21 protein-coding genes are annotated in these 17,242 nt (G+C 67.2%); 1 reads left to right on the top strand and 20 read right to left on the bottom strand.

Translation table 11 applies throughout. The features are described 5' to 3' along the window. Nucleotides 1-10 precede the first annotated feature (10 nt). The 11 genes from Q1A36_RS03240 to Q1A36_RS03290 form a co-directional block, all read right to left on the bottom strand. Nucleotides 11-853 (bottom strand): hypothetical protein, encoded by an 843-nt coding sequence (locus Q1A36_RS03240; RefSeq protein ID WP_299839699.1) that lies wholly within the window; start codon nucleotides 851-853, stop codon nucleotides 11-13. 3 nt (nucleotides 854-856) lie between these two features. Continuing rightward, on the bottom strand, nucleotides 857-1,195 hold the full coding sequence (locus Q1A36_RS03245) for a hypothetical protein (protein WP_299839702.1): 339 nt from the start codon (nucleotides 1,193-1,195) through the stop codon (nucleotides 857-859). Between the two features lie 8 nt (nucleotides 1,196-1,203). Further along, nucleotides 1,204-1,581 (bottom strand): hypothetical protein, encoded by a 378-nt coding sequence (locus Q1A36_RS03250; protein ID WP_299839705.1) that lies wholly within the window; start codon nucleotides 1,579-1,581, stop codon nucleotides 1,204-1,206. After that, entirely contained in the window at nucleotides 1,581-3,383 is a 1,803-nt protein-coding gene (sdhA, locus tag Q1A36_RS03255; protein ID WP_299839708.1) for a succinate dehydrogenase flavoprotein subunit, read from the bottom strand. Before sdhA ends, Q1A36_RS03250 begins: the two co-directional genes overlap by 1 nt. A gap of 14 nt (nucleotides 3,384-3,397) precedes the next feature. Next, on the bottom strand, nucleotides 3,398-3,775 hold the full coding sequence (locus Q1A36_RS03260) for a succinate dehydrogenase, hydrophobic membrane anchor protein (protein ID WP_101751725.1): 378 nt from the start codon (nucleotides 3,773-3,775) through the stop codon (nucleotides 3,398-3,400). Between the two features lie 14 nt (nucleotides 3,776-3,789). Continuing rightward, on the bottom strand, nucleotides 3,790-4,182 hold the full coding sequence (sdhC, locus tag Q1A36_RS03265) for a succinate dehydrogenase, cytochrome b556 subunit (protein ID WP_299839711.1): 393 nt from the start codon (nucleotides 4,180-4,182) through the stop codon (nucleotides 3,790-3,792). Between the two features lie 266 nt (nucleotides 4,183-4,448). Further along, nucleotides 4,449-5,483: a MaoC family dehydratase gene (locus Q1A36_RS03270; protein WP_299839714.1), complete on the bottom strand. Its 1,035-nt coding sequence runs from the start codon at nucleotides 5,481-5,483 to the stop codon at nucleotides 4,449-4,451. Beyond that, entirely contained in the window at nucleotides 5,480-5,686 is a 207-nt protein-coding gene (locus Q1A36_RS03275; RefSeq protein ID WP_299839717.1) for a DUF1737 domain-containing protein, read from the bottom strand. The genes Q1A36_RS03270 and Q1A36_RS03275 overlap by 4 nt, the downstream gene beginning before the upstream one ends. Before the next feature lies 1 nt (nucleotide 5,687). After that, nucleotides 5,688-6,236, bottom strand: coding sequence for an NnrU family protein (locus Q1A36_RS03280; protein ID WP_299839720.1), 549 nt, complete (start codon nucleotides 6,234-6,236; stop codon nucleotides 5,688-5,690). Between the two features lie 42 nt (nucleotides 6,237-6,278). Continuing rightward, nucleotides 6,279-7,127: a CoA ester lyase gene (locus Q1A36_RS03285; RefSeq protein ID WP_299839723.1), complete on the bottom strand. Its 849-nt coding sequence runs from the start codon at nucleotides 7,125-7,127 to the stop codon at nucleotides 6,279-6,281. Between the two features lie 102 nt (nucleotides 7,128-7,229). After that, entirely contained in the window at nucleotides 7,230-7,991 is a 762-nt protein-coding gene (locus Q1A36_RS03290; protein WP_299839725.1) for a sulfite exporter TauE/SafE family protein, read from the bottom strand. A 156-nt stretch (nucleotides 7,992-8,147) separates the two neighbouring features. Between Q1A36_RS03290 and mdh the strand changes: the two genes are divergently transcribed. Beyond that, a complete protein-coding gene (gene mdh / locus Q1A36_RS03295; protein ID WP_101751731.1) occupies nucleotides 8,148-9,110 on the top strand; it encodes a malate dehydrogenase in 963 nt (320 codons plus the stop codon). 109 nt (nucleotides 9,111-9,219) lie between these two features. On the opposite strand, the gene Q1A36_RS03300 is transcribed toward mdh, so the two are convergent. From Q1A36_RS03300 to Q1A36_RS03340, 9 genes are all read right to left on the bottom strand, one after another. Then, the gene (locus Q1A36_RS03300; protein WP_299839729.1) at nucleotides 9,220-10,002 is read right to left on the bottom strand and encodes a crotonase/enoyl-CoA hydratase family protein; all 783 of its coding nucleotides are present in this window, start codon (nucleotides 10,000-10,002) and stop codon (nucleotides 9,220-9,222) included. Nucleotides 10,003-10,011: 9 nt separating this feature from the next. Next, on the bottom strand, nucleotides 10,012-10,560 hold the full coding sequence (locus Q1A36_RS03305; RefSeq protein ID WP_299839731.1) for a hypothetical protein: 549 nt from the start codon (nucleotides 10,558-10,560) through the stop codon (nucleotides 10,012-10,014). After that, a complete protein-coding gene (locus tag Q1A36_RS03310; RefSeq protein WP_299839734.1) occupies nucleotides 10,557-11,414 on the bottom strand; it encodes a hydroxymethylglutaryl-CoA lyase in 858 nt (285 codons plus the stop codon). Before Q1A36_RS03310 ends, Q1A36_RS03305 begins: the two co-directional genes overlap by 4 nt. Further along, nucleotides 11,407-12,075: a glutathione S-transferase family protein gene (locus Q1A36_RS03315; protein ID WP_299839736.1), complete on the bottom strand. Its 669-nt coding sequence runs from the start codon at nucleotides 12,073-12,075 to the stop codon at nucleotides 11,407-11,409. The genes Q1A36_RS03310 and Q1A36_RS03315 overlap by 8 nt, the downstream gene beginning before the upstream one ends. Continuing rightward, nucleotides 12,072-14,012 (bottom strand): acetyl/propionyl/methylcrotonyl-CoA carboxylase subunit alpha, encoded by a 1,941-nt coding sequence (locus Q1A36_RS03320; RefSeq protein ID WP_299839739.1) that lies wholly within the window; start codon nucleotides 14,010-14,012, stop codon nucleotides 12,072-12,074. The genes Q1A36_RS03315 and Q1A36_RS03320 overlap by 4 nt, the downstream gene beginning before the upstream one ends. A gap of 76 nt (nucleotides 14,013-14,088) precedes the next feature. Continuing rightward, nucleotides 14,089-14,574, bottom strand: coding sequence for an O-acetyl-ADP-ribose deacetylase (locus Q1A36_RS03325; protein ID WP_299839741.1), 486 nt, complete (start codon nucleotides 14,572-14,574; stop codon nucleotides 14,089-14,091). Next, nucleotides 14,571-15,224, bottom strand: coding sequence for an ankyrin repeat domain-containing protein (locus Q1A36_RS03330; protein ID WP_299839742.1), 654 nt, complete (start codon nucleotides 15,222-15,224; stop codon nucleotides 14,571-14,573). Before Q1A36_RS03330 ends, Q1A36_RS03325 begins: the two co-directional genes overlap by 4 nt. Then, entirely contained in the window at nucleotides 15,221-15,628 is a 408-nt protein-coding gene (locus tag Q1A36_RS03335) for an ASCH domain-containing protein (RefSeq protein WP_299839743.1), read from the bottom strand. The genes Q1A36_RS03330 and Q1A36_RS03335 overlap by 4 nt, the downstream gene beginning before the upstream one ends. A 9-nt stretch (nucleotides 15,629-15,637) precedes the next feature. Then, nucleotides 15,638-17,242, bottom strand: a complete 1,605-nt coding sequence (locus tag Q1A36_RS03340) for a carboxyl transferase domain-containing protein (RefSeq protein WP_299839744.1) — start codon at nucleotides 17,240-17,242, stop codon at nucleotides 15,638-15,640.

Here is a 17,242-nt window from a genome sequence, read left to right on the forward strand (position 1 = left end):
GTGCCTCTTCTTACAGGGTGCCGTCGGGCCGGTGATCGGCGTCAAACAGGTTCTGGGTGCTGGCGACAAGATTGGCCACCTTGGCCCGCGCCTGCGGATTGAGCGGCAGGCCGTTGAGCTGCCGCAGGAATTCGGTTGCGCCCGCGTTCAGGCGCTGCATCGAGCTGCCGGTCAGCGGCTCAAGCGCGGCGTGTTCTTCGGCGCTGATGCCGGCCAGCGCCAGCAGCTGGCGGCCCGGACGCATCCGGTCGCGCTCGTCGACCAGCTCGAAGTGGTGCAGGCGACCGGGTGCCGCGTCCTCGAGCCGGTCCAGCAGATCGTCCCAGCCCGGCAGGTCGCGGGTCTCGGACAGGAATTCGTCATAGCTGCCGCCATAGCCATCGGTGCGCACCGCCTGCGCCCAGACACTGGCCTTCCACGCCTCCATCCGCCGGCTGTAGACGGCATAGACGGGGACCAGCGGCGCAAAGGCACGGTCCAAGAGCGCGATGATGCGCGGCAGCGCCGGGTAAAGCCGGGTCTCGCCGCCATTGCCCGGCATGGCGCCGGCCAGGTTCTCGTGGCTGATCAGGACGGTGCGCCCGTCCTGCGGCAAGCCCTCGCAGACCGTCGCCACCGCCTCCATCAACCGCGCCTCGTCGCCACGCTCGCCATCGAGGCTATAGGCGATGGCCGCGCGGCCTAGCGGACGCATGGGCGTTCCGGCCTCGGGCGTGCGGATCACCAGCCGGTCGGCCAGCGCCGCCGCGTTCTTTTGCAGGAAATGATGCAGCGAAGTGCTGCCGGTCTTCTGCACGCCCAGGTGAACGATCACCCGGGGGTCGCTGCCTGCGGCTGACGAGGATTCCGCCATGGTCTAGCCCTGCCAGCGCGGCTGGTCATAGAGCGACACGGTGGGCGGCTGGCCCGAGCGGCGCATGACGCATTGGGCAAAGACATCCGAGGGGTCGCGCCCCATCAGCCGGTCGCTGCTGATCTCGAAGGAGACCGAGCCATAGGGCCGAACGCCGCCATCGAAATCCGAGGCCACGCCGATGCCCACCTCGGTGCGCGGCGGCTGGTTCGCCGCCTGCACGTCGCGCAGGCAACTGCGCTCGGCCTGGTCGACCGGCACCGGCGCGCACGCCCCCAGCACTGCCGCCAGGGGCAGCAGCGCCAGAAGGGACAGGCGTGATCCGGTGCGGGTCAGGGTCATGGTCGGTCTCAGGCCGAGGCCGCAGCCGCGGCGATGCACTGGGTTGTGGCCGGACGCTTGACGATGGCCGCGACGCTGTCACCCGCGCCCGAGGCGCCGGCATTGGTCATCTGGGCGATGTCGATCAGCTCGGCCGTGGTGGCGTTGTTGACCACGCAATCCGTATAGGGCGCGGTATTCGCCCCCGGCAGACGCTTCGACATCTCGGCATTGATGGTGGTGCGGGCGATGGCGCGCGAGCTGGCGTCAAGCACGGTCGGCGTCGTTGCCACCGGCGGCGGGGCAGCGGTCACCGGCGGCTGCCCGGTCATCGGCGTGACGGGAACGCAGGCCGTCACCGCGACAGCGGCGGCGGCAAGCAGGATCGGAAGGCGGAAGGAACGCATCAATATACCCTTTTCTTCGGCGCGATCTTTTTCAGGTCGATCCCGCCCTCGTCCGCCTTGGTCAGCGGATCGAGATGGACGGGGCGATAGGCCAGTTTAACCGTGTTTCCGTCCACCCATGCAAGCGAGTGCTTGCGCCAGTTGGCGTCATCCCGCTCGGGCCAGTCCTCATGCGCATGGGCGCCGCGGCTTTCCTTGCGCGCCTCGGCGGCAACGATGGTCGCCATCGCGTTGGGCATGAGGTTTTCCAGTTCCAGCGTTTCCATCAGGTCGCTGTTCCAGATCAGACTGCGGTCGGTGACCTTTACATCGCGCAGCTTGCCGGCGATCGCTTCCATCTTCTCGACGCCCTCGGCCAGGGTCTTGTCGGTGCGGAACACCGCCGCATCGGCCTGCATGGTGCGCTGCATCTCGTCGCGCAGCACCGCCGTCGGCACCGAACCATTGGCATTCCGGAGGCTGTCGAAGCGGACCATGATCTTGTCCACGGCCTCGGTGTTCGTCGCCGGGATCGGCGCGGCGCGGTCGATGATCTCGCCCGCGCGAATGGCAGCGGCGCGGCCAAAGACCACGAGGTCGATGAGGCTGTTCGAGCCAAGCCGGTTCGCGCCATGCACCGAGGCACAGCCCGCCTCGCCCACCGCCATCAGGCCCGGAAAGATGCGGTCCGGGTGTTCCTCGGTCGGGTTCAGCACCTCGCCCCAGTAGTTCGTCGGAATGCCGCCCATGTTGTAATGCACCGTCGGCAGGATCGGGATCGGCTCGCGCGTCACGTCGACGCCGGCGAAGATCTTGGCCGATTCCGAGATGCCCGGCAGGCGCTCATGCAGGCTTTCCGGCGGCAGGTGCATGAGGTTCAGGAACATGTGGTCCTTCTTCTCGCCCACGCCGCGACCCTCGCGGATCTCGATGGTGATGCAGCGGGAAACCACGTCGCGGGACGCCAGATCCTTGTAGGTCGGTGCATAACGCTCCATGAAGCGTTCGCCCTCGCTGTTGGTCAGATACCCGCCCTCGCCGCGCGCGCCCTCGGTGATCAGACAGCCCGAGCCATAGATGCCGGTCGGGTGGAACTGCACGAATTCCATGTCCTGCAGCGGCAGGCCCGCACGCGCGACCATGCCGCCACCGTCGCCGGTGCAGGTATGGGCCGAGGTGGCGCTGAAATAGGCGCGGCCATAGCCGCCGGTCGCCAGCACCACCATCTTGGCGTTGAAGACGTGGATGGTGCCGTCGTCCAGCTTCCAGCAGACGACGCCAGTGCATTTGCCGTCGGTGATGATCAGGTCGAGGGCGAAATACTCGATGAAGAATTCCGCATTATGCTTGAGGCTCTGGCCGTAGAGCGTGTGCAGGATGGCGTGGCCGGTGCGGTCGGCGGCGGCGCAGGTGCGCTGAACCGGGGGGCCTTCGCCGAATTCGGTCGTGTGACCGCCGAAGGGACGCTGATAGATCTTGCCCTCTTCGGTGCGCGAGAACGGCACGCCGTAATGTTCCAGTTCGTAGACGGCCTTCGGCGCTTCGCGCGCGAGATATTCCATCGCATCGGTGTCGCCCAGCCAGTCAGAGCCCTTCACCGTGTCGTACATGTGCCATTGCCAGCTGTCCGGGCCCATATTGCCCAGAGAGGCGGCGATGCCGCCCTGCGCCGCAACCGTGTGCGAGCGGGTCGGGAAAACCTTGGTCACGCAGGCGGTGCGCAGCCCCTGCTCGGCCATGCCAAGCGTGGCGCGCAGGCCAGCGCCGCCGGCACCGACGACAACCACGTCGTAATCATGCGTGTGGATTTCGTATTGGTCCATTGTGCTCTCAGCCCTCAGCCCGTGAATGCCATTTTCGCCAAGGCGAAGACCGCGGCGGCGATGACGCCCCAGCCGAAGATGACGGAAAAGATGATCGCGACCTTGCGCTCGGTCTCGTCGAGGTAATCGTCGATCATGATCCGCGTGCCCTTGATGAAGTGGATCATGCCCACGACGATGAACAGCGCGGTAACGATGGCCGGATAGGGACGGCCGAAATAGGCGATGACGCCTTCGCGCGGCAGGCCGATGGCATTGCCGACGACCATCAGGAAGGCCGGCGTCAGGATGGCCAGCGCCACGGCGCTGACGGTCATGTGCCAGTGATGCAGCGTGCCGGTATGGCTGGCGCCCAGGCCTTCGGCTGCTTTCAAGGGGGTGATATAGCGCATCCGCTTGGCCTTTCTCAGAGGAAGAACAGGATCAGGCTGATCAGCGTCAGCACCACGGACCCGATGATGATCGCCCAGCTGGATTTCCTGGCGGTCTCGATCTCCATACCCTTGCCGGCATCGTAGAAGAGGTGCCGGATGCCCGCGAGCGTGTGGTACCACAGCGCCCAGGCCGAGCCGAGCATGACAAGGAAGCCGAACCAGCTGCGCAGGATGCCATCGACGAAGGCGAAATAGCCCGGGCTGGAGACGGCGGCGATCAGCCACCAGACCAACAGCAGGATGCCCGCGACCAGCGCATGGCCGGTGATCCGCGTCAGGATCGAGGTCACTGCCGCGATGGGCAGCTTATAGACCTGCAAATGCGGGGAAAGCGGGCGGTTGTTGCCCCGGTTCACATCAGCCATGCGTGGCCCTCCTGTGTCGCGTCTGGCGCGGGCCCACGACCGGTCCAGCACAACGGGCTGGCCGCGCGGGCTGGCGAATTGCGTTGCTTCTGTCGATCTTTCTGCCAAGTGTCACGGTCTTATGCCATACCCGATCACGATTTTCGCGGAATTTCGCCGCTTGTGATCACGCCCGCCCCGCTCGTGATCACAGAAGCCATCGCCACCTCGACCCTGCGGAATTACCGTCGGGCGGTCCGGGGGCGCGATGCCCCCGGAGCAGCGATTCACAGCGGCATCAGCGCCCAGTAATCCAGATCCAACAGCACCTCGGGCAGGTATTTCCCGTCCTCGCCCTTCAACGGGAAGCTGGCACTGTCGCTGGTTGTGGCAACAAGTCGCAGCCGGATCGCGCCGACGCCCGGCGCATCGGTCTCGGCCTTGTCAAGCACCTCGGACCAGGCGCGGATGGTCTTGCCGGCAAAACAGGGATTGGCATGGGCGCCGGCATTCAGCGCCACGATCATCTGCGCATTGGCCAGCCCGTTGAAGCTGAGCGCGCGTGCCATGCTGATGACATGGCCGCCATAGATCAGCCGCTTGCCATCCTCGCGGTTGGTGGCGTCGAAATGCACCTTGGCGGTGTTCTGCCACAGCCGCGTGGCCAGCATATGCTCGGCCTCCTCGACGGTGACGCCATCGACATGGTCGATTTTCTCGCCGATGGCATAATCGCCCCAGCGATGCGGCTCGCCGGCAAGCTCGAAATCATAATCGCTGAAATCCAGCCCCTCGGGAATCACCAGATCGGCAGGATCGACGACCTTGGCGAGGTCCGGCACAACGGGTTCAGGCGCGGGCGCGGCGGAGTCACGCTTCCGGACCATCACCCAACGCACGTATTCCAGCACCGGCTGGTCCATCTGGTTCAGCCCGCGGGTGCGGACATAGACGACGCCCGACTTGCCGTTGCTGTTTTCCTTCAGCCCGATCACCTCGGATTCCGAGCGCAGCGTATCGCCGGGCCAGACCGGCAGCAGCCAGCGCCCCTCGGCATAGCCCAGATTGGCGATGGCGTTCAGGCTGATATCGGGCACGGTCTTGCCGAAGATGGTGTGAAAGGCGATCAGGTCGTCCAGCGGACTGCTTTCCAGCCCGTTCGCGGCGGCGAACTCGTCGCTGGAATAAAGCGCGTGCCGGGCGGGATAGAGCGCGTGGTAGAGCGCCCTTTCCCCCTCGGCCACCGTGCGCGGCACCGCGTGGCGGATCACCTGCCCGATGGCATAGTCCTCGAAGAAGCGGCCCGGATTGGTCTTGCTCATTGTTGTCCCAGTTTCAGGTCGGGGGAATAGGCGACATCGACCTCTTTGGTGATGGGCTGCGCCATGCGCATCACCCCCTTGACCGGGTCGAAGGCCATCGAGGCGCCGCCATGCAGCGACCAGCCCTTTGACAGGGCCTCGCTGACACGGTGGCAGAATTGCGAGGTGTCGTCTTCGGTAATGCAGCGGTAGAGGGTCGTCATCTCAGGCTCCGAACGGGTTATAGCCAAGCCAGGCGTGGATCAGGCCGATCACGCCAAAGACCAGAACCGCGCCAAAGGCGGCCATGGCCTCCTTGCGGGCGGGAACGGGGGCGGGCGGGGTCCAGCTGGGCGTGGCGCGGTTGATCAGGGTGATCTCGACCAGCGCCCAGAGCAGCAGGCCGCCGAACAGGACGAAGGACGGCAGATCGCCGTTCACCAGAAGATGCGCGAAGGCCCAGACCGCAAAACCCACCAGCTGCGGATGGCGGATGCGGCGGGTGATGCCGGTCTTCATGCCCGAGGCGGCGAAGAGGTAGATGGCGAACAGCACCAGCAGGTTGTTGATGCCCTTCAGCATCGGCGACGGCCCCCACCAGACCGCGCCATCGGCGCTGCGATAGCCCCAGACCATCAGCACGACCGACAGGATCAACAGGCCGGAGACCAGCCCCCTGCCCTTGTCACCGACATGTGCCCGGTGTTCCGGTGCCGCGCGCTTCCACAGATGCGCGCCCCACCACAGCGCCACGCCCAGGATCAGGATCAACATCTGGCTTCCTTTCGCTTGATGTCTGTCCCGCCCTGTCTGCCATCAGCTGGCGAGGGCCGCAATCGCCTGTGCCTGTTCCAGCATCTTGCGCGCCGTCGCCACATGCAGGTTCTCGACGATCCGGCCATCGACCACCGCGACGCCCTTGCCTTCGGCGGTTGCCGCCTCGAAGGCCTCTATCTGACGGCGGGCAAGGCCCAGCTCGTCCTCGGTGGGCGCGAAGGCGGCATTGGCGATCTCGAGCTGCGCCGGGTGGATCAGGGTCTTGCCGTCAAAGCCCATGTCCCGGCCCTGTTCGCATTCGAACCGCAGCCCGTCCTCGTCCTTGAAGGCGTTGAAGACGCCGTCGATGATGATGATGCCATGCGCCTTGGCCGCCAAGAGGCACAGGCCCAGCCCGGCCTGCATCGGCAGCCGGTCGGGGCGGAAGCGCGAATTGATCTCCTTGGCCAGATCATTGGTCCCCATGACCATGCCGCCAAGGCGCGGATGGGCGGCGATGGCGCCCGCGTTCAGCATTCCCTGCGCCGTCTCCATCATCGCCCAGAGCGGCAGGTCGGGGACGATCGCGGCCACGCGGTCCAGATCGGCGGGGCTCGAGACCTTGGGGATCAGCACCGCATCGGCCAGCCCGGCCAGCGCGGCGCAGGCCTCGGCATCCGCCTGGCCCCATTCGGTATCCAGCCCGTTGATCCGCACGATCCGCGCCCGCCCGCCATAGTCGTTCTGCAATGCAGCGGCGAGCTGATCCCGCGCGAAGGGTTTTTCCGCCGGCGAGACCGCATCCTCGAGGTCAAAGATGATCGCGTCAGCCGCCAGCCCCCGCGCCTTTTCCATCGCACGGGCATTGGCGGCAGGGATATAGAGCACAGAGCGATAGGGACGGGTCATGGAATCCTCGCGGCAACAATCTTGCGTGAAACTGCCGCGTTGCGTCAGAAATGGCAAGGCCGAATTTGCTGCACCGCAGAATAGCCCTGCGGCATTGGCGGTTCAACCGGCAAGCAATCCGCCGCCCCCGTCCCAGATCAGCTTGATCGAGACCAGCAGCAAGGCCCAGGTGATGAACAGGTAAAAGGCGCGCGGCGGCATGATCTTGACCAGCCGCACACCGGCCCAGACCGCCGCCAGCGCCACCGGCGTCAGCATCGCGGCGATGCCCAGATTGCCGGGCGACAGCTGCCCCAACGCGGCATAAGGGATCAGCTTCACCGCATTGATGACCGCAAAGAACACCGTCACCGTCCCGGCATAGACCTGCGGCGCCAGACGCAGCGGCTGGACATAGATCTGGTAGGGCGCAGCGCCCGAATGGCTGACAAAGCTGGTATAGCCGGCAATGCCGCCCCAGAAACTGGCCGCCGACCAGCGCCCGGGGCGCGGCGGCCCCTCGGGCGCGCGTCGCAGCAGCGCGGTCAGGGCGAAGGCAAAGCCGATCAGCCCGACGATCAGTTCGACGCCCTCAACCGGCACCAGGCTCGCGGTCAGCCAGCCGATCCAGACGCCCAGCAACGCGCCGGGCCAGAGCATCTTCAGCACCCGCCAGTCGGCATGGCGCCAATAGGCGACCAGACCGCCGATATCCGAGACGATATAGACCGGCAGCAGGATCCCCGCCGCCTGAACCGGCGACATGACCAGCGACAGAAGCGGCACCGACAGCACCGCCACCATCGACAGCCCGCCCTTGGCCAGACCCACGGCAATCGCCGCGATCACCGCCAGAACCCAGCCCGTCACCGACAATTCGATCATCTCACCCCGTCAACCCGTTACCCGCGTCCGAAAAGAATCTTTCGCCAGTTGCCCGCTTTAACCGTGTTAGCGCAAGCCCTCCCCGCCCGCTCTTGCGGTTTCGATCCCGAAGGACTACGCAACCCGCGACTTGAACAGCCAAACCGGAGGTTTTCCATGGCCCGACCCAAGATCGCACTTATCGGTGCGGGGCAGATCGGCGGCACGCTGGCGCATCTGGCCGCGATGAAGGAACTGGGCGATGTCGTGATGTTCGACATTGCCGAGGGCACGCCGCAGGGCAAATCGCTCGACATCGCGGAATCGGGCCCCTCGGAAGGCTTCGATGCCGTCATGAAGGGCACGAATGACTATGCCGACATCGCCGGCGCCGATGTCTGCATCGTCACCGCAGGCGTGCCGCGCAAGCCGGGCATGAGCCGCGACGACCTGCTGGGCATCAACCTCAAGGTGATGAAATCGGTCGGCGAAGGCATCAAGCAGCACGCCCCGAACGCCTTCGTGATCTGCATCACCAACCCGCTCGACGCGATGGTCTGGGCGCTGCAGCAGTTCAGCGGCCTGCCCGCCGAGAAGGTCGTCGGCATGGCCGGCGTGCTGGATTCGGCCCGCTTCCGCCACTTCCTGTCGCTCGAATTCGGCGTGTCGATGCGCGACGTGACCGCCTTCGTGCTGGGCGGTCATGGCGACACCATGGTGCCGCTGGCCCGCTATTCGACCGTCGCCGGCATTCCGCTGCCGGACCTGGTCAAGATGGGCTGGACCACGCAGGAGAAACTGGACGCGATCGAACAGCGCACCCGTGACGGCGGCGCCGAGATCGTTGGCCTCTTGAAGACCGGCTCGGCCTTCTATGCGCCCGCCACCAGCGCCATTGAGATGGCCGAGGCCTATCTGAAGGACCAGAAGCGCGTCCTGCCCTGCGCCGCCTATGTGGATGGCGCTTACGGGCTGAACGGTCTCTATGTCGGCGTGCCGACGGTGATCGGCGCCAAGGGCATTGAGAAGATCATCGACATCAAGCTGGACAAGGCCGAGCAGGCCATGTTCGACAAGTCGGTCGATGCGGTGAAGGGCCTCGTGGCCGCCTGCAAGCAGATCGACCCGAGCCTCGCCTGAGCCTTCTTTTCGGTCAGCAGGTCTGGCCGGAAATCGACAGAAAATCAAACGCCTGCCGGATGATCTTCCGGCGGGCGTTTTACTTTTCCCGTCGTCCGGTTTGCGGGTTTTACGACTGCCAGCGCGGCTTGCGCTTGTCGAAGAAGGCGCCGATGCCCTCGGGCGCCTCGTCGCCCTCCCAGGCCGCGACCAGGCGGTCGATGCTGTCATTGATCCGCGCCTCGTCGATCACGGGACCATAGGCGCGGCATTGCGCCTTGGCCGCCGCGACGGCGCCGGGGGCGGCCTGCAGGAAGGGCGCGATCTCGGCCTCGACCGCCGCGTCCAGATCGGCCGGATCGACGGCGGCGGCGGCGAGGTTCAGCCGCACGGCCTCGTCAGCGTCGAAGAGCCGGGCCGAGAAGAACACCCGCCGCGCCTTGTCCTCGCCCATGCGGGCCAGAACATAGGGGCCGATGGTGGCGGGGATCAGCCCCAGCCGCACCTCGGTCAGCCCGAATTTCGCCCCGCGCGCGGCAATGGCGATGTCACAGACCGCCATCATGCCGATGCCGCCGCCGAAGGCATTGCCCTGCACCCGCGCGATCAGCGGCTTGGGCAAGAGGTTCAGCCCGTTCAGCATCATGGCGAGCTTGCGCGCGCCCTGCCGCCTTGTCTCGGCATCGGCCCCCATCTGCTGGCGCATCCAGCCGAGATCGCCCCCGGCGCAGAAGCTGGCCCCCTCGCCCGCCAGCACCACCACGCGCACCGCCGGATCGGCGCCCAGTTGCTGCGCGGCCTCGGTCAGCTCGGCGATCATCTCGGCCGAAAGCGCGTTGTGCTTCTCGGGTCGCGCCAGCCAGAGCGTGGCCACGCCGCGGGCGTCGGTGTCGATGCGGATGGTGTTGAACATGGGAACTCCTCAGGAGATGTCGAATTGCCAGACGGGGGTGATGGCGCAGGACGCCCCGCCCGCCCGCGTGGCGGAAAACTGGCCGAGCCAGGCGCGGTAATGGCCGGGATTCATCAGTTCGACGAAGCCCAGTTGCTGCGGCAGGGAGGCCGAAGCAATGGCACCCGAGGTCGAGCCGGTGACGCTTGACCCCGCCAGCGCGGAGTGGCGGGGAAGCTCCTGCCAGCCACCTGCCGTCTGCTGTTGCAGCCGCGGGGCCGCGCCCGGCAGGCTCAACCGGATCGGACCGCCGCCGCGATAGGCATAGCCGCGCAGGAACAGCGATTGCCCCGGCGCGCTGGCGGCGGAGATGCGGGCGGGCGCGAACAGCTCGATCGCGTAGCCGTCGCAATTGCGATAGCCGATGCGGCGCAGCCCGGCGCGCTGCGCGGCATAACCCGCCTGCGCCTGCCCCTGATCGGCCGAGGCGGGAGCGGTGGCGATCGGCGCAACCGTTGCGCCCGGTGCCGCCGCGCATCCCGCCAGCAGCAGCGCGGCGAGGACGACCCTCGCACTCATGGCCCCACCCGCATGGCCCGCGCCATGTTCGCGGCCTGATCGATGACGGTCATGTCCAGCCCGGTGTCAAAGCCCCCCGCCGCCAGATGGTTGGCCACCAGCTCGGTCGCCACATTGCCCTTGGCACCCGGCGCATAGGGGCAGCCGCCAAGCCCACCGACCGCCGCGTCAAAGACCCTGAGGCCCCGCGCGAGGCTGGCGTCGATGTTCTGCAACGCCCGGCCCGCCGTGTCGTGGTAATGCCCGGCCAGTTGCGCGGCGGGGATTTCCTCCAGCACCACGGCCAGCATCGCATCGATCTTCTCCGGTGTCGCCTGCCCGATCGTGTCGCCAAGCGACACCTCGTAACAGCCCATGTCGCGCAGCGCTGCGACCACCCGGGCGACGTCGGCGGGCGGCACGTCGCCCTCGAACGGGCTGTCCGTCACCATCGAAACATAGCCTCGGACCGGAATGCCATCCGCCCGCGCCGCCTCGGCCACCGGGGCGAAACGCGCGAGGCTTTCGGCAATGGTGGCGTTCAGGTTGGCCTTGCTGAAGGCTTCCGAGGCGCTGGCAAAGATGGCGATCTCGCTGGCCTTCGCGGACTTCGCACCCTCGTAACCCTTGATGTTCGGGGTCAGCACCGCATAGCTGATCCCCGGCGCGCGGGTGATGCCGGCCATGACCTCGGCGGCATCGCCCATCTGCGGCACCCATTTCGGGCTGACGAAGCTGGTGACCTCGATCCGCCGGAAACCGGCGGTGGACAGAAGGTCCACCAGCGCAATCTTTTCCGCCGTCGGGATCAGGCGCTTCTCGTTCTGCAGCCCGTCGCGCGGACCCATCTCGAAGATTTCGACCGTCTCAGACATCGGGCACCTCGTAGAAATCGTTGGTGTAAATCAGGGTCGAGCCGGCTTTCGGCAGCGCCGCCTGAAAGGCCGGGCGCGCGGCGCAGCGGGCGGCATAGGCGGCCAGCAAGGGGCGATCATCGAAGCGGACAAAGCGTTCGGCTACCCAGACCGTCCAGCCGACCTGGCAATCGACGCCCGAGAAGTCACCCAGCAGCCAGTCGCGGCCCTGCAGCCCGGCCTCGACCAGCCGCAGGGCGCGCGACAGCCGCGCCGCCTCGAGCTTCATCACTGTGGGCGAGCGTTGCCATTCTTCGCGCAAGACGATGTGATGCTGGCTGAGATTGGCGATATGCTGCCCCAGCGTCTCGCCGAAATGCACCCAGTCCAGCCATTGCGCGCGCTCGGGCGAACCCGGCGCGCGGCCCAGATGGGGGGCGCGGGTCTCGCAAAGCCATTCGGTGATGGCCCCGGATTCGTGCAGCGTGACGGCGCCATCCTGCAGCGTCGGCACGCGCCCGACGGGGGTGATCGCGGCATAGGGCGGCCGGCGCATCGAGCCGTCGAAGAAATCCAGTTCCTCGACGGCGAAGTCGCAGCCGATCTCGTGCAGGAGCCACAGCACCCGCATCGAGCGCGATTGCGGCGCATGCCAGAGGATCGGCTGCGGCGCCGGGCTCATGCCGCCGCCTCTGCCTCTTCCTCGAGACGGATCAGCGGCGCGCCGGCTTCGACCTGGTCGCCGGACTTCGCGAAGACCTCGGCCACCACGCCGTCACGGGCGGCGGTCAGGCTGTGTTCCATCTTCATCGCTTCCAGCACCGCCAGACGGTCGCCCGCCTTGACCGCCTGCCCGGCTTCGACATGGACCGATTTCACCAGCCCCGGCATCGGCGACAAGGTCAGCGCGCTGCCCCCGGCCCCTCCATCATCCCGCGCCAGCGGGTCGAGCGGCACCAGCGTCACGGTGCGGCCGCCGAAGACGCTGACCCCGGCATCATGGCTGACGATGCGGTTGCGGCGCAGGTGCTGGTCAACCCACCAGCGATCGCCCTGCCAGCGCACCTCATGGGCGCTGCCATCCTCGAGCGTCACCCGCGCGGCACCCGGCCCCTCGACCTCCAGCACCGCCTCGCCGCCGTCCCAGGCAATGGTGCGGCGCAAGGGCTGCCACAGGGTCATGCCGCCCTTGACCGCAGGATCGGCCAGACCCGCCAGCCCGACGACGCCAAGCGCCACGGCCGCCGGATCGGGCTGCGCGGCCCGGACCAGATCATCCAGATCGCGGCCGATCAGGCCGGTATCGACCTCGCCCTTGCGGAAGCCCTCGTGCCGGGTCAGGGCGATGAGGAAATCGACATTGGTGACGCTGCCCGCGACTTCGGTATCGACCAGCGCACGTTCCAGCGCACGCAGCGCAATGGCGCGGGTCGGGCCATAGGTCACGACCTTGGCGATCATCGGGTCATACCAGGGGCTGATCGTGTCGCCCTGCCGCACGCCGGTCTCGATCCGCGCGTGGTCGGGGAAGTGCAGATGCGCCAGCCGCCCGGTCGCCGGCAGGAAGCCCGCCGGCACGTCCTCGGCATAAAGCCGGGCCTCGAAGGCATGGCCGTGAATGTGCAGTTCCTCCTGCCGCGCCGGCAGCGGCTCGCCACTCGCGACGCGCAACTGCCATTCGACCAGATCGACCCCGGTGATCAGCTCGGTCACCGGATGCTCGACCTGCAACCGGGTGTTCATCTCCATGAACCAGAACCCGTCCTCGCGCAGACCCTTGCTGCCATCGACGATGAATTCGATGGTGCCAGCGCCCTTGTAGCCGATGGCCTCTGCGGCGCGGGTGGCGGCGGCGCCCATGACCTTGCGGATCTCGGGCGGCATGTCGGGGGCCGGGGCCTCCTCGATCACCTTCTGGTGGCGGCGCTGCAACGAGCAGTCGCGCTCGAACAGATGCACGGCGCGATGGCCGTCGCCAAAGACCTGCACCTCGATATGGCGCGGCTGCAGGATGTATTTCTCGATCAGCACATCGGGGTTGCCAAAGGCCTTCTGCGCCTCGGAGCGGGCGGATTCCAGCGCGTCGGCGAAACCCTTCGGTTCCTCGACCATGCGCATCCCCTTGCCGCCACCGCCGGCCACGGCCTTGATCAGCACCGGATAGCCGATCTTGCCTGCCTGCTGGGCGAGGTAGTCGGGGTCCTGATTGGCACCGTGATAGCCCGGCACCACCGGCACCCCGGCCTTTTCCATCAGCGCCTTGGCCGCGTCCTTCAGACCCATGGCCCGGATCGCCTTGGCCGAGGGGCCGATGAAGACCAGCCCCGCCGCCTCGACCGCATCGACGAATTCGGGGTTCTCGGACAGGAAGCCATAACCGGGATGGATCGCCTCGGCCCCGGTCTCTTTCGCGGCGGCGATGATCAGATCGCCCTTCAGATAGCTGTCGGCGGGCGCGGGACCGCCCAGGTAGACGGCCTCGTCGGCCATGGCCACGTGGCGCGCCCCGCGATCGGCGTCGGAATAGACGGCGACGGTGGCGACCCCCAGCTTGCGGCAGGTGTCGATGACGCGGCAGGCGATTTCGCCCCGGTTGGCGATCAGGATCTTCTGGAACATGTCGGCTCCTCGGCTTGGCGTTGGCCGGGGGCTTCGCGCCCCCGGACCCCCGCGGGATATTTGGACCAGGTGATGGTCATGACAGCGCCTCTGCAAGCAGTTGCGCCGCGGCGGAATCGAAGGCGACCAGCGTAACGGTCAGCCCGTCGCCATGGTCGCGGATGGTGGTGGCGGCAATCCGGGCGGCCTGATCAGCCGGGAAGCCGTAGATGCCGGTCGAGATGGCCGGGAAGGCGATGCTGGTCAGCCCATGCTCGCGGGCCAGCGCAAGGCTGTTGCGATAGGCCGAGGCCAGCAGCTCGGCCTCGCCCGCATCGCCGCCCTTCCAGACCGGCCCGACGGTGTGGATGACATGACGGGCTTTCAGCTTGTGGCCCCCGGTGATGCGCGCCTCGCCCGTCGGGCAGCCGCCAAGCGTGCGGCATTCGGCCAACAGCCCGGGACCGGCGGCGCGGTGAATGGCGCCATCGACCCCGCCCCCGCCCAAGAGCGAGGCATTCGCCGCGTTGACGATGGCATCCACCTCGAGCGTGGTGATGTCGCCCTGCCAGACCCGGATCATCGCCCGCCCTCCGCTGCGATCAGCGCAGCCATGGTGTCGAGCCGCATGCGCTCGGCATGTTGCCGGGGCGTGACCCCCTCGTGATCGGCGATGTTCGGATCGGCACCGGCCTGAAGCAGCAGCGCGACGATCTGTTGATGGCGCGGCCCGCCATCGGCCAGGATCACCGCCTCCATCAGCGCGGTCCAGCCGAGCTTGTTGACGTGGTTCACATCGACCCCGGCTGCGATCAGTTCGCGCACGGTCTCGACATGACCGCGCTCGGCCGCGGGGATCAGCGCAGTGCCGCCAAAGCGGTTGAGATCGGTCGGATCGGCGCCGTGATCCAGCGTAAGGCGCAGGATCTCCAGATGACCGCGCGCGCCGGCATAGAGATAGGGCGTATCCTCGATCCCGTCCTTCGCATTCACATCGGCACCCGCCTCGATCAGCGCGCGGGCGGCCTCGACATGGTTCAGGTGGGTGGCAATCATCAGGGCGGTCTCGCCCTTGGTGTTGCGGGTGTCGGTGGGAGTGCCCGTGGCCAGTTCGGACTGGACCCCGGCGGCATCACCGCTGGCGGCGGCGCGCAGCAGCGCCGCACCATCGGCTGCGGCGGGACCGGCGGCCAGCAGGGCGGGGATCAGCAGATGCCGCGCGAAGCCGGTCATGCCAGCACCTCGACCAGCCGGAAGCGTTCGCAGACCAGTTCCATCTCGGGATCGAAGCCGCCATTGCGGGTGAAGAAGGCGATATGGCCGGTTTTCCACGCCTCGAAATCGCCCTCGCCCTCGGCCAGAGCGAACTCCTCGGGCACGTCGCAGAAGCGGCGGATGGTGACCTCCACGGTCTCGATCCTCAGCGCGGGCTTGCCGTCCCAGTCAAGCGCGATGTCCTGCCGCCCAACCACCGGCATTGGCTCGCCGTCCGCCTGGAAATCCCGCAGCGCGCCGCAGGTCGCGGTTTTCGTCCCCGCGCGGACCAGCCCGAGAAGCCGTTGGTTCAGCGCGCGGGAATCCCCGAAGGTGAAGCCCACCGGGTTCTCGCTCGCAAAAATATCCCCGCCGGAGGCCATGATCCGCCCTTACATCCGGAAGACGCCGAAGCGCGTCGGCTCGATCGGCGCGTTCAGGCTCGCGCGCAGGGACAGCGACAGCACCTCGCGGGTCTTCCTCGGATCGACGATGCCATCGTCCCAAAGCCGGGCCGAGGCATAGAGCGGGTGGCTCTGACGTTCGAACATCTCGATGGTGGGGCGCTTGAACTCGGTCTCTTCCTCGGCCGACCAAGTGCCGCCCTTGCGCTCGATCCCGTCGCGGCGGACGGTCGCCAAGACGCCCGCCGCCTGCTCGCCGCCCATGACCGAGATTCGGCTGTTCGGCCAGGTCCAGAGGAAGCGGGGCGAATAGGCGCGGCCGGCCATGCCGTAATTGCCGGCGCCGAAGCTGCCGCCGACCAGCATGGTGATCTTCGGCACCGAGGTCGTCGCCACCGCCGTCACCATCTTCGCGCCGTGCCGCGCGATGCCCTCGTTCTCGTATTTGCGCCCGACCATGAAGCCGGTGATGTTCTGCAGGAACACCAGCGGGATGGAACGCTGGCTGCAAAGCTCGATGAAATGCGCGCCCTTGATCGCGCTTTCCGAGAAGAGCACGCCGTTATTGGCGACGATGCCGACCGGACAGCCCTCGATATGGGCAAAGCCGGTGACAAGCGTTTCGCCGAAGCGGGCCTTGAACTCGTCGAAACGCGAGCCATCGACAACGCGGGCAATGACCTCGCGGATGTCATAGGGGGTGCGCAGGTCGCCCGGCACCACGCCGAGGATCTCCTCGGGGTCATAGGCCGGGGCCTCAGGCGTCTGCCAGACCACGGTCTGCGGCAGGCGGCGGTTCAGCTGCGCCACCGCGCGGCGGGCAAGCGCCAGCGCATGGGCGTCATCCTCGGCCAGGTAATCGGCCACGCCCGACAGGCGCGTATGCACATCGCCGCCACCCAGATCTTCCGAGCTGACCACCTCGCCGGTGGCCGCGCGCACCAGCGGCGGGCCGGCAAGGAAGATGGTGCCCTGATTGCGCACGATGATCGAGACATCGCACATGGCCGGGACATAGGCCCCGCCCGCCGTGGACGAGCCCATCACCACCGCGATCTGCGGGATGCCACGCGCGGACATATTGGCCTGATTGTAGAAGATCCGGCCGAAATGCTCGCGGTCGGGAAAAACCTCGTCCTGATTGGGCAGGTTCGCCCCGCCGCTGTCGACCAGATAGACGCAGGGCAGGTTGCATTCTGCGGCGATCTCCTGCGCGCGCAGGTGCTTCTTCACCGTCATCGGGTAATAGGTGCCGCCCTTGACCGTCGCGTCATTGGCCACGACCATCACGTCCTGACCCTGAACCTTGCCGATCCCGGCAATCACCCCCGCGCCCGGCGCATCGCCGTCATACATGCCATGGGCGGCGGTGGCGCCGATCTCGAGGAAGGCGCTGCCGGGGTCCAGAAGGTTCGCCACCCGTTCGCGCGGCGGCATCTTGCCGCGCGAGGTGTGCCGCTCCATCGCCTTGGGTCCGCCACCGGCCAGCACGGCATCGGCCGCCTCGCGCGCTGTGGTGATCAGCGCCAGATGCGCCTCGCGATTGGCGCGGAACGTGTCGGAATTGGTCAGCGCCTGCGATTTCAGTTTCAT

The organism is uncultured Paracoccus sp. (assembly GCF_947487305.1).
Lineage (GTDB): Bacteria > Pseudomonadota > Alphaproteobacteria > Rhodobacterales > Rhodobacteraceae > Paracoccus.